The organism is Synergistaceae bacterium, assembly GCA_021372895.1.
GTDB lineage: Bacteria > Synergistota > Synergistia > Synergistales > Synergistaceae > JAJFTP01.
The window spans coordinates 1-12,637 of the sequence record JAJFTP010000007.1 but is presented as its reverse complement, the minus strand read 5'-3'; the positions used below and the strand labels follow the sequence as shown (position 1 = coordinate 12,637).

Genomic DNA, 12,637 nt, shown 5'->3' with positions numbered 1-12,637 from the left:
ACACCTTACGATAGCGGGATATTCCTTCGGCATATCGACCGGCGTTCGCCTAATGAGTCTTTCTCGCAAGATCTTTCAATCCCTGCAGATCCTCCTCTGATATGGCACCGGAAATCCACGAAGAATAGACTGAGTTATTGTGTAAAAGCGGCTCTGTCAGAAGCTCCGGAATCAAGGCCGCAGCTTGTGAAAACGACCTCGTTCCCGGTATGGGTGAGAATTCGGCCAGCTTTGGCTTCCCACCGGACGCATTTACAAAATTTATTGTTTCCCTGATCGACTCTATGCTCTGACCGGGCAGACCGAGCAGTATGTAGGTCTCGCAGTCATCACGCGACCAGCCTGCCCTGCGGAGGTTTCTGACTGCTGAAGCGTATTCTTCGCGCAGGACTTTGCCCGAGCTTGCGCTCGCGACCTTCGGGTCAACACTTTCCAGAGAAAGGCGTATCGTTTTGAAACCTGTCATTTTTAATAGTATGGCACACTCGTAGTCTATCTCGCGCACGTGAAGGCCGTTAGGGGTGTGGAAGCGCAGTCTGCCTTGATACAGCCTGATCAGTTCATGGCATAGAGGATATAAATTTTCCCTCTTATGCATAAGAAGGGCATCATCATAAAATGCGAAATCCTCGGCTCCGAGCTTTGCCTGAAAATCAATTTCACCGGTCACCTCTTCCAGAGATCTTCTTCTGTAATCCGGCCATAGAATGTGCGACGCACAGTAGCTGCAGGCCATCGGACAGCCGAAAGATGTCATAGTCACTCCATAAGGCGGATCACCATAAAGGTCCATCGCCGGATATGATACATCCGGCTCCCAATGCTCAGTTACAATAAAATCAGCGCCGAGAGCCGAAGCATGATCGGGACATAGACGAGCGTAAATGCCTCCGAGGATGACAGGTACGCCGGGAAGTTCCCTGTGCAGCAGCGCTGTTGCCCACCTGACTCCTCCGTACCAGTAAGTCATAGCTGAGGTCAGCAGTACGGCATCCGGTCTCGGGAGCTCTTTGAGCCTTGCTGAAAAACCCTCTTCTTTCATTCCGAAATGGTGATATTTTCTCTTTATACCAAAATATGCCGCAGGCTTTTCTATCTCTGTCTCAGCTATTTTTTCACGGCCAAAGGACTTCCTGCCTTCTGCGCCTTCGTGGATACAGTCAAGCAGTCGGACCTCGTTCCCGTTATCCCTCATCCTCTGCAGAAGATACAGCAGCCCAAGCGGCTTGGACCAGAGGTCAAAGAAAGCGAAGTCATGCACCGGAGGATTAACGCCAAGTATCTTCTTTCCAGACATCGAAAGCAGCTCCTGCATCTTCATTTCAAGTGCACGTTCCACCACAGGCCCGACCCCTCTCAGTTAAGAAAACACCGGATGTTTGAATGGACAAATGTTACGGTAAAACTACCGCATTTGGGCATCATCCCAGCCCCCGGCCCATATCCGGCTTATCAGCCATCATTATATTATAGCTTGTCCGTACGCTTCTATATATTATATATCTATATTATCGATTATTTGTTATTCCAGATGTTTTTCTCTATATGAAACGGAACACTTCCGTTTTGGTACGCACCGGCCCGGATCCTACGGCATCCATAAGCCGTCTGGCAATCCCCGTTACCTCATTTCACAAGCGATTAGTCTGACTATTTAGAATGCTCCATTGCACTTGATTTTTTAATCACAGGGTAGTATAAAGTATACTGGGTGGTCCAGGAAAGGAGTTTTTTCGCATGGCTGAAACGCACGTTGCGCGGGGGACCCGCATATACGAAAAGGTTGTAGAAAAACTTAAGGAGTCCATCTCAAACGGGGATATCCTGCCTGGAGATCCGCTTTCGTCAGAACGCCAGATGATGAATGATTTTGGCGTCAGCCGAAGTTCTCTTCGTGAAGCTTTCCGGGTGATGGAGCTTCTCGGCCTCATCGAGTCCATCCCGGGCAAGGGCCGTTTCGTCCGTCACCCCAGGTCTATTTCCGAAGACAAGAAAACGATACCTCTTGAAGATTCGGCCATCCTTGAGCTCATGGAGGCACGCCGTGTCCTTGACCCTGCTATTGCAGGCGAGAGCGCGATGAAGGCGACCCCATCCGACCTGACTCGTATGCTGCGCGTGATCACGGCAACCGAGAAGAATCTCACCGAACCGTCCGGCCGGGCCCAGGCTGATTTTGACTTCCATCTTGTCCTCGCGGAGGCGACCCACAACTTTGTATTCGTAAACATCACAAGGATGAATTTCGATCTTATTATGGCAACTCACGATAAGATTTACAACCTGCTCGATGACAAAGATGCTTTTCTTCTCGAACACAGGACCATGTATGACGCGATCCTTGACCATGACGTTGATCGGGCAAAGGAGATGGCCGCGTGTCATATCGACAGAATATACAGGACTCTGCACAAAGGAATAGCTGCTCAGCGCTGATTGGTCTGACCAGTAAAGTAATTATTCAAAAATACTTAATATCACATACATCATATAAACAGGAGGCGTCGATTATGGAAAAAAGAATCAGAGAACTCTTTCCTGAGATCGAATGGATCAAGGACAAGGGGCTGCAGGACAAGGTGGTCGCATCTTACATCGATGCTCTTAAGACAGGCGGCTGGGAGCCTGACGATATGGACAAGATACCGTTTACCCTTCTCATTCCGGACTGTCCATTCTCATACCTTGACCACGTGCGGGGCGTAACGCGCATGGCAAAGAGCGCAATGGAGGAGTTCAACGCAATTTATCCGGCAAAGGATCCTAAGTTCACGCTTGATAATGACCTCCTGGTCGCAGGCGCGCTTCTTCACGATGTCGGCAAGTTAGTCGAATATGAAAAAAATTCGGCCGGAGAGACAGTCAAGTCAACTATGGGAAAGAACCTTCGCCATCCGTTCTCAGGGACTGTCATTGCACTTCGCAACGGGTGTCCGGATGCAATAGGCCACATAATAGCAAACCATGCGCATGAGGGCGACGGGACTCTCCGCAGCCCTGAAGGGGTAATTGTGAACAAGGCCGACTTCATGAATTTTGAAGGTGTGAAGTCGTTCCTCGGAATGAAATAATATCATCAGCAACATCAACAAAATATACGGAGGGATGACCGTCATGGGTAAGACAGCGATAGTCAAGATCATGGAACGGGCCGCAGGCAAACCCGTAAAGGTTGGAGACCGTGTCTGGTGCAAAATAGACTGGGCAACGGCGCGGGATTTCGGTGGGGCAAACTGTGTTCTGCAGTTTGAGAAGGAAATGGGCGCGGATGCCAAGGTATGGGATCCCGATAAGATAGCGTTCACTTTTGACCTGCAGGCTCCTTCACACTCGGAGAAGGTTTCAGCAAATCAGAAGATCATTCGTGAGTTTGCGAAGAAACAGGGTATCAAGCGCGTATTCGACATTAACCACGGCATAGGCCAGCATGTAATGCTTGAAGCCGGGATGATCAAACCCGGCGATGTCGTCCTGGGCACCGACAGCCACATGAACCTCCTTGGTGCAGTCGGTTCTTTTGCCACCGGAGTAGGAAACACCGACATCGTTGCGGCATTCATAAACGGGATAAACTGGTTCCGCGTGCCTGAGACAATGAAGATAGAGGTAACGGGCAAATTCCAGAAGGGCGTCTGCATGAGAGACCTCCTTACGCGAATAGTCGGCGACCTGGGCGCGGGGGGCATGGACTTCCTTGCGGTCGAGTTTACAGGAGAAACAATAGAAAATTCAAACCTTGCAGAGCGCATTACCCTATGTTCCATGGTTTCAGAGATGAGCGGCAAGGTCCCGCTTATCATGCCGAACGGCGAAGTCCTTAAGTGGATGGTCGAGCGTGCAGGCCCGATCGTTGAGGAACGTATCAAAGAGTTCTCTGCGGATCCTGATGCTGAGTACTGCAGGATAATCAAGTACGACGTCTCAAAACTTGAGCCGCTTGCATCCTGCCCTGACGCACCGGACAACGTCAGACCCATCAGGGAAATCGCAGGCACTGCGGTAGACCAGGTGCATATAGGTTCCTGCTCAAACGGCCGCTTTGAAGACATCAAGGCTGCATATGATGTTCTTATGGCCGGCGGCGGCAAGGTCGACCCCAAGGTACGAACGATAATCACCCCCTGCACTACCGAAGTACAGCTCCAGTGTGCCAGGGCCGGCATGATAGAAAAGTTCCTGGAGGCAGGAGTCGTCTTTACAAACCCGACATGCGCGCTATGCACCGCCGAACACTATGGTGCACTCCCCAGCGGCGATATAGGCTGTTCAACGACGAACCGCAACTTTATCGGCAAGGTCGGCAAGGGAAGCCATACGTACCTTATGAGCCCGATGTCCGCAATGGCGACCGCGGTCAAGGGCGTCATCACAGACCCCAGGGATATTCTGGGCTAGCAGAGGAGGAAAACAGACATGAGCAAAATTCTCAGGGGCAGAGCGTGGGTCTTCGGCGACGACGTAGATACCGATCTCATATACCACAACAAATATCTGGCGGAAACAGATCCCAAAAATATGCCGCAGTATGCATTCGAGTACTACCCGGGCAAGGAGAACTTTGCAAAAGAGGTAAAACCGGGAGATTTTGTAGTAGCCGGAAAGAACTTCGGATGCGGCTCCAGCCGTGAGCATGCGGTATATTGCCTCAAATATGCCGGCGTTCCGGTAATCCTCGCAGAGACCTGCTCGCGTATTTACTACCGCAATGCGATCAACAACGGATACCCTGTTCTCTTTGTCAAAGGGATCTCCGATGCTATAAAAGCAGGAAAGATCAAGGATGGTGACCAGCTCGAAGTTGATCTCTCAACCGGCACCATAAGAGACATAACGAGCGGGGGATCTTTCCACGGCGACGCGGTCAGCGACCTGGAAAACGACATAATGGAGGCCGGCGGGCTTATCGAGTATCTCAAAGCCCAGGCAGCGGCAAAAAAATAGCATAAACTGTCAGGCAATTTTGAAGCCGCGGCAGGAAGAGCGCCGTGTCAAACACCAGATGATCAGTTGTACTATGTATATGTGTAAGAATGAATTTTTATGGGATCCTGTGATCGTCTTGCTATTGTTTCAAATGGACAAGGGATATGCCTTGTCACGGTTTCACGATCTATAAAACACAAAGGGGTGTGAATTTAGAATGGGCAAGACATTTGCTGAAAAAGCGCTCGGAAGGGCAGCCGGATATGAAGTCACAGCAAATCAGGTAGTCACGGTCGAACCCGACTGGTGTATGAGCCATGATAACACCGGCCCGATATCGCGCACGTTCAAAAAAATAGGTGTCAAGAACGTATGGAAGCCGGAGCGCCTTGTTGTGATCCTTGACCACGGAGTTCCAGCGCCTTCGACGGATCACGCCGAGAACCATAAAGAGGCGAGGGAGTTTATGCGGGAACAGGGTGCTACCCACTTCTACGATGTGTCAAGCGCAGGAGGCGTCTGCCATCAGAAGTTCCCGGAGGAGGGATTCGCACTTCCAGGACTCGTCATAATAGGCAGTGACAGCCATACCTGTACGTATGGCGCGTTCGGGGCCTTTGCGACGGGGATCGGACGTTCCGAGATGGCTGCTGCATGGGCAACCGGACAGATATGGTTTAAGGTCCCGGAGAGCATGAAGATAAACGTGACCGGCAAGTTTAATAAAGGCGTTTCCGCCAAAGATTTCATACTTAAGGTCATGGGCGACGTCAAGTCGGACGGCGCCGACTACATGAGCGTTGAATTCCACGGACAGGGCATCCTCGACATGAGCATCTCGGAGCGCATGACGTTATGCAATCTCGGTATTGAAATGGGGGCAAAGAACGCCGTCTGCCCTCCAGATCAAAAAGTACTGGACTACATCAAGGGCAAGGAAAAGGTCTCCGGCTGGGAGCCTCTGTGGGCTGATCCCGATGCGCGATACGTCAAAGAATTAAGCTACGATTTGAGCGATATCGTGCCTGGTGTCGCGAAACCCCATACGGTCGACAACTATGCCCCAATCGAAGAGGTCGTCGGCACGAAAATAGACCAGGCTTTCCTTGGGACCTGCACTAACGGCAGACTCGAAGACTTACACGCCGCGGCTGAAATTCTTAAAGGTAAAAAAATCGCGGTTCGTATGATAGTGATCCCGGCGTCATGGAATATCTACCGCGAGGCGATGAAAGACGGCACGATAGATACGCTGCTCGATGCCGGATGCATCATCTGCAACTCCGGGTGCGGGCCGTGTCTTGGCGCGCATATGGGAACGCTTGCAACGGGCGAGACGTGCATAAGCACGGCGAATCGCAACTTCAAAGGCCGTATGGGCAATAAGGATAGTTTTATATACCTGGCCAGTCCTTACACGGTAGCTGCATCCGCGTTGACCGGCAATATCTCCGACCCAAGGGAGGTGCTGTAATTATGAAGATAAAGGGTAAGGTCTGGAAATATGGGGATGACGTCAATACTGACGTCATATTCGCCGGGAAATACACGTATACGGTAAAAGAGCGCTCAGAAATGGGCCAGCATGCTCTGGAGGATCTTGACTCCGATTTTAACAAGAACGCGCAGCCCGGAGACATCATAGTCGCCGGTAAGAACTGGGGCTGTGGATCCAGCCGTGAACAGGCGGCCATCTGCCTGAAAGAGCGCGGCATAGGCGCCATAATAGCAAAGAGTTTCGCCCGTATCCACTACCGCAACTGCCTCAACGAGGGACTGCCTATAATAATCAGCTCTGAGATCCAGGATCTTGTCGCGAAGGGCGATATTATAGAGATAGATTTCGACAAGGGCGAGATAATTGCCGGCGGCAAGACTGTAAAGTTCCCCCCCTATCCTGAGTTTGTCCAGGGTTTGGTCAATGATGGGGGACTTATACCTCACGTGAAGAAAAGCCTGGGGTTATCCTAGGCTGCTGGATGATATCTTAAAATATAACTTAACTTTCCCACCGTCTTTCCCGCATGCTTTTGATCAGGAAGGACGCTGTTCCTCGAAAGAGGGACATAACAAATCACCATAGTGACTGAACTATTTCGAGTGCGTTTCGAGATCGGGAATCCAGCAACTTTAATATTTTAGAGCCACTGGTTCTCTGTTAAATAACATACAGAGAAGACGAAAAACAGAGGTTTTGAATCCACTAGTAGCAAGAGGTGGGAAAGTTGAGAATATAACTTATAACTTAAGGAGGGTTTTTTATGTCAGAAAATATTCTAAAGATAAGGGAAAAGAAAGACCGCTACAAGGTATGCTATATGCCAGGAGACGACTCCGGCTTCGATATGATGGAGAGCGCGCTGCTCGTACTCGAATCACTGAACCTGCCCATCGACTGGATCCGTGCCGATCTCGGCTGGTGCATGTGGGAAAAATCAAACAAAAAATTCGGCGAGGGCGACCCGCGCTGCAATACAGTTCCGCCCGAAACGATCGAGAAGATCCGCGACACTGACGCCACCCTTATGGCGGCAATCACGTCAAAGTCAGGCGTAAAGGGTTTCAAATCAGCGATCCTCCAGATGCGTCAGATATTTGACCTTTATATAAACCTCCGTCCGGCGAAAAAACTCCCCGGAATAGGCACCCCCCTTGCGAAAGACCCCGATATCGATATAGTCATGTTCCGTGAAAACACAGAAGACCTCTACGCAGCAGTAGAATTCTATCCGCTTCCCGAGGCCATGTTCGACCTCCATAAGGGCATGGACCGCTTCCGCGGCCGCGAAGTAGCGGTTTCATGGCGCGTATTCTCGAAAGACGGCTGTGAGCGTATAATCCGAGCGGCATTCGAATACGCTAAGGCAACCGGCCGCAAGACAGTCCACTGCGGAAACAAGGCAAACGTGATACGTGAAACCGACGGAATGATGAAAAGGATTTTCCTTGAAATCGCAAAGGAATATGAGCAGTACGGGATCAGGGGCATTGAAGAAAACGCGGACGCAATGGCTATGTGGCTTATCAAGAACCCGCAGGATTACAGCGTTATCGTAGCCAGTAACGTATTCGGCGACATTCTCTCCGACGAAGCTTCACAGCTCACAGGAGGTCTGGGCTTCGCACCAAGCGGAAACATCGGCAAGGATGCGGCGATCTTCGAACCCAGCAGCGGCTCTGTTCCCAAATATGCCCACCAGTACAGAGTCAACCCGAGTGGAATAGTCCTCACCGCAAAAATGATGCTGGAGTACCTCGGCCTTGACGATGCGGCAAATAAAATCGAGAAGGCGCTCGGCGAGGTCCTCGTAGAAAGCAAACCCGGCACCCTTACATATGATGTTCTCCGCGATTTCCGCGGCGACCCGGACTGGGAGAAGAACGCGGCCAGCTCCCTGGATATGGCTGCGGCAATCGCAGGTAAAATCGACCCGGCATTCACCGGTGCAAGGCTCGAAGAAGCAAAGTCAAAAGTCCACAAAATGTGCGCATGGGATGCAGCCAGTCTCGTTGGCTTTGACGACTAGAGCAGGAACGGACATTTTGGCACACTAGCTTCACAACGTTTGCGGGCCGATCCTGCGGATACATTTTCCGCAAAACAGGAAAAACACAAATACGGCCTGCTTTCTCAGTTATTCGTTGAGGCTGAGGGGCAGGCTGTAATTCCCATGATATCAGCAGGGAGGTAAATGATCATGAATACGGCTCAGGCTGGAACACTGGAATCAATGGACTGCCTTGTAACCGTGACTGAAGGTACGGCCGGTTCCGGTGTAAAAATCCGGATAACCGGCAGCAGCGCGACACGTTTTAAAACAGCAATGGAGAAAAAAGTAACGGAAGTTCTTGTATCAATGGATATCAAGGATATCGATGTTTCGATACAGGACAACGGCGCGCTCGACATAGTGCTAGGGGCCCGTGTTGAAGCGGCTATAAAAAGACTGGGAGGTGCGAAATAATGCGGCGCACAATGCTATACCTTCCGGGCAACAACCCTAACATGCTAACTCGCGGGCATCTCTTCGGTTCCGACGGACTCATCCTTGACCTGGAAGACGCGGTCGCAATGGCTGAAAAGGACACAGCCCGTATACTTGTGCGGCACTTTCTTAAACAGGGCGAGTTCGGCAATTGCGAAGTCACTGTCCGAATCAACGGTGTCGACACAGAATACTGGAAAGATGATCTGGCTGCCGTAATTCCATTTACCAGTCTTACAGGCATCCGCGCCCCGAAGGTCGACGATGCCGGCACAGTCAGGATACTTGATGAAGAACTCTCGCATGTCGAAGAGAAAAACGGCATTCCTGTCGGACGTACAAAGATATTCTGCCTTCTTGAGACGGCGAAGGGCATCTGGAACGCATACGACATCGCGTCTGCTTCTCCGCGTGTGGCGGCGATAATACCAGGCGGCGAAGACCTGACGGCAGACCTTAAGACAAACCGTTCAAAAGAAGGCACTGAGCTGGAATGGGCGCGGCGTATGCTTGTATTTGCAGCCAGAGCCGCAGGCGTGGATCCTATAGACACTGTCTTCCCGAGGGTCACTGATGACGAGGGCCTGCGCAAAGAGACCGAGTTTATCAAACAGCTTGGATTTGAAGGCAAGAGTGTGATCCACCCGAACCAGATCCCAATAATACACGACGTATTCAAACCAACCGAAAAAGAGATAGAACAAGCCATCAAGATCGTCAAAGCAGCTAAGGAAGCGGCAAAACATGGGCAGGGCGCAGTCTCTGTGGACGGACGAATGGTGGATGTTCCGGTCGTAAAGAGAGCGGAGCATACTCTGCTCAAAGCCGGGATCCCGGAGGTGAAATAACATGGCAAAGAACGCACTTGGCCGCGAAATCCCCGATTTCATCGAAGGTTATGGCAGGACAAAGCCCTTTAAAGGCGCATTCGCAATTAAACCCGAAGGCTTAAGAGCCGGTCCGAGGCTGCGCTGTGTAAACAGCGACCGTACCGACAAACGGGTAAACGACATAAAAGCAGCTATCATTGCGTCAGGACTCAAAAGCGGGATGACAGTCTCGTTCCACCATCACCTCCGCAACGGCGACTACGTGGTAAACATGGTAATAGACGCATGCGCGGAACTTGGCATCAAAGACCTGACGCTGTTCCCGACAGCACTCTTCGGCGTCCATAAAAAACTGATCGACCACATCAAGAGCGGCGTAATTACCAAAATCATGGGATCGGTCAACGGCCCAATAGGGCAGCTGGTCTCAGACGGCGGCATGGATGTCCCGGTCGTTCTCAGAAGCCACGGCGGCCGTCCGCGCGCGGTGATGGCAGGAGATGTGCACATAGATGTCGCATTTATCGCGGCACCGACAGCCGACAAATACGGCAACATCTGCGGGACTCAGGGAAAATCAGCCTGCGGTTCACTTGGCTACGCGTTCACCGACGCGCATTACGCCGACTGCGTCGTTGCCATCACGGACAACCTCCAGCCATATCCCGCAGCTCCGGTTTCCATCCCACAGGTCTATGCGGATCTAGTCGTTGAGGTTCCAAGCATCGGCGACCCGGCAGGAATTGTCTCCGGAACGACTAAGGTCACCCGCGACCCGCTCCGTCTTCTCATCTCCAAGTACGCGTCACAGCTCATCGAAGCCAGCCCATACTTCAAGGACGGCATCTCCTTCCAGACGGGGGCCGGTGGGATCCCGCTCGCGGTAACCGCATTCATGAAAGAAGCGATGATAAAGAAGGGCATAAAGGGGAGCTTCGGGCTTGGCGGGATCACCGGATATTTTGTCGAACTGCTTAAAGAGGGTCTTGTGGAGAGGCTTATGGACGTTCAGTCCTTTGACCTTGACGCAGTTCGCTCTATAGGTGAGAACCCGAACCACATCGAGATATCCGCCGACTGGTATGCCAACCCTTGGAACAACGGCACGGCCGTCAATATGCTTGATGTCGTAATCCTGGGCGCAACCGAGGTCGACGTTGACTTCAACGCAAATGTAAACACCGAAGCCGACGGAGCTCTGCTTCACGGAACAGGAGGACACCAGGACACGGCGGCAGGCGCAAAACTCACCATCATCGCGCAGCCGCTGCTCCGTGGCCGCATCCCGTGCGTAACTGACAAGGTCTACAGTGTAACGACGCCCGGCGAAGTCGTTGACGCGATCGTCACCGAATACGGGATCACAATCAACCCGCGCCGCAAAGACCTGCTCGAAGCCTGCTCAGAGGTCAAGGACCTCCCTCTTGTCTCAATGGACGAACTCGCGGCGCGTGCCCTTAAGATGGCCGGCCCTACAGACCCCGTTGCTACGGAAGACCGCATCGTAGGTATCATTGAATGGCGCGACGGGACAGTTATCGACGTCGTACGTCAACTGAAGAAATAAAGGGCGCTTCTTATATACCCTTACTGACTTGGCAGGATCCAAAGAGAAATGGCGCGACGTACATGAATGAGTACGACGCGCCATTTTATGTGCTTTGAGAATATGCGCTGTGTCCTTAATGCGGTTAGTGTTTATTTGTATTCTGCGGCTAATTTTTCAAATGCAGGCAAAGAGTTGATGATCTGTTCTGTTCTCACGCAGTAAGAGATCCTTACATATCCCGGGCATCCGAACCCGTCACCGGCAACCAGAAGAAGCTCATATTTTTTTGCCTTCTCACAGAAGGCATTTGCATCAGGCTCAAGGGCTTTTACAAAAAGATAGAAGGCTCCGTCCGGTCTCACACAGTCAAATCCAAGTTTTGTGAGCCCATTGTAGAGCAAATCTCTGTTTCTCTTATAAATTGCAATATCAGCGGTTTTGTCTACACATTTCGCGATGACCTGCTGGAAGAGGCTGGGCGCGCAGACATAGCCAAGTGCGCGGCCGGCTCCGCAGATCGCGGCAAACATGTCCTGCCACTGCTCCATCTCGTTAGAAACCACGATGTAGCCTATCCTCTCTCCGGGCAGAGATAGCGACTTGCTGTAGGAGTAACATACAAGTGTGTTTCTATAGTAATTGATGAGATATGGTACTTTAACGTCACCATAGACAAGTTCGCGATAAGGTTCGTCTGATATAAGATATATAGGGTGTCCATATTCTTTGGATTTTTCCTCAAGTACCGAACAGAGATCACGAAGCGTCTCTTCGGAATATACCACACCGGACGGATTGTTCGGCGAGTTGACGATGACCGCATTGGTTTTATCGTTCACAGCTGCTCTGAATTTCTCCACACTGATCTGAAAATCAGGTTCGTTAGGAGGCAGGATGACAGGTTTTGCACCAGCTGCCTCGACGAAGACCTTATACTCCGGAAAGTACGGGGCAAAAATGATAAACTCGTCACCGGGAGCTGTCAGTGCCTTACAGCAGATAGTAAGCGAGGCAGCTGCGCCTACGGTCATATATATGTTGTCCTCTGTAATTCTGGTGTTATGAGTCTTGTTGATGTGTCCGGCGATCGTCTTTCTGACATTGGCATCTCCCTGCGCCGATGAATATCCATGGAGAAGGACCGAATCCTCTGTCGCAAGCAGGGACAAAATTGCCTCTTTCACACATTCCGGAGCGGGAACACTCGGGTTGCCCAGGCTGAAATCAAACACTTTATCCGAGCCTATCTCCTTGATGCGCGTCTTGCCGTACTCAAATATCTCACGTATTACGGACCTTTTTTTGCCCAATTCAAGCATCTTCTCTGAAAGCATCTCATTTCCACATCC

General features: G+C 51.2%; 12 protein-coding genes. 10 read left to right on the top strand and 2 right to left on the bottom strand.

Annotation, left to right across the window (positions count from 1 at the left end):
• Positions 1 to 49: 49 nt before the first annotated feature.
• Positions 50 to 1,342 carry a radical SAM protein gene (locus tag LLF78_00665; GenBank protein ID MCE5201014.1) on the bottom strand — a complete coding sequence of 431 codons (1,293 nt, stop codon included), beginning with the start codon at positions 1,340 to 1,342 and terminating at the stop codon, positions 50 to 52.
• A 395-nt stretch (positions 1,343 to 1,737) separates the two neighbouring features.
• Here LLF78_00665 and LLF78_00660 point away from each other — a divergent pair, with 395 nt between their 5' ends.
• From LLF78_00660 to citF, 10 genes are all read left to right on the top strand, one after another.
• Positions 1,738 to 2,436 (top strand): FadR family transcriptional regulator, encoded by a 699-nt coding sequence (locus tag LLF78_00660; GenBank protein ID MCE5201013.1) that lies wholly within the window; start codon positions 1,738 to 1,740, stop codon positions 2,434 to 2,436.
• Between the two features lie 74 nt (positions 2,437 to 2,510).
• Positions 2,511 to 3,071 carry an HD domain-containing protein gene (locus LLF78_00655; GenBank protein MCE5201012.1) on the top strand — a complete coding sequence of 187 codons (561 nt, stop codon included), beginning with the start codon at positions 2,511 to 2,513 and terminating at the stop codon, positions 3,069 to 3,071.
• A gap of 43 nt (positions 3,072 to 3,114) precedes the next feature.
• Positions 3,115 to 4,395 carry a 3-isopropylmalate dehydratase large subunit gene (locus LLF78_00650; protein MCE5201011.1) on the top strand — a complete coding sequence of 427 codons (1,281 nt, stop codon included), beginning with the start codon at positions 3,115 to 3,117 and terminating at the stop codon, positions 4,393 to 4,395.
• An 18-nt stretch (positions 4,396 to 4,413) separates the two neighbouring features.
• Complete coding sequence (leuD, locus tag LLF78_00645) at positions 4,414 to 4,941, top strand: 3-isopropylmalate dehydratase small subunit (GenBank protein ID MCE5201010.1); 528 nt, start codon at positions 4,414 to 4,416, stop codon at positions 4,939 to 4,941.
• A gap of 199 nt (positions 4,942 to 5,140) precedes the next feature.
• Positions 5,141 to 6,397: a 3-isopropylmalate dehydratase large subunit gene (locus LLF78_00640; protein ID MCE5201009.1), complete on the top strand. Its 1,257-nt coding sequence runs from the start codon at positions 5,141 to 5,143 to the stop codon at positions 6,395 to 6,397.
• Between the two features lie 2 nt (positions 6,398 to 6,399).
• Positions 6,400 to 6,894, top strand: coding sequence for a 3-isopropylmalate dehydratase (locus LLF78_00635; protein ID MCE5201008.1), 495 nt, complete (start codon positions 6,400 to 6,402; stop codon positions 6,892 to 6,894).
• Between the two features lie 290 nt (positions 6,895 to 7,184).
• Positions 7,185 to 8,450 (top strand): isocitrate/isopropylmalate dehydrogenase family protein, encoded by a 1,266-nt coding sequence (locus LLF78_00630; protein ID MCE5201007.1) that lies wholly within the window; start codon positions 7,185 to 7,187, stop codon positions 8,448 to 8,450.
• A gap of 165 nt (positions 8,451 to 8,615) precedes the next feature.
• Positions 8,616 to 8,888 carry a citrate lyase acyl carrier protein gene (gene citD / locus LLF78_00625; protein MCE5201006.1) on the top strand — a complete coding sequence of 91 codons (273 nt, stop codon included), beginning with the start codon at positions 8,616 to 8,618 and terminating at the stop codon, positions 8,886 to 8,888.
• On the top strand, positions 8,888 to 9,757 hold the full coding sequence (locus LLF78_00620) for a CoA ester lyase (GenBank protein MCE5201005.1): 870 nt from the start codon (positions 8,888 to 8,890) through the stop codon (positions 9,755 to 9,757). Before citD ends, LLF78_00620 begins: the two co-directional genes overlap by 1 nt.
• A gap of 1 nt (position 9,758) precedes the next feature.
• Entirely contained in the window at positions 9,759 to 11,306 is a 1,548-nt protein-coding gene (citF, locus tag LLF78_00615; GenBank protein ID MCE5201004.1) for a citrate lyase subunit alpha, read from the top strand.
• A 131-nt stretch (positions 11,307 to 11,437) separates the two neighbouring features.
• Here the strand turns inward: citF and LLF78_00610 are convergent.
• Positions 11,438 to 12,637 (bottom strand): pyridoxal phosphate-dependent aminotransferase (locus tag LLF78_00610; GenBank protein MCE5201003.1); only part of this gene is annotated, 1,200 nt, incomplete at its 5' end.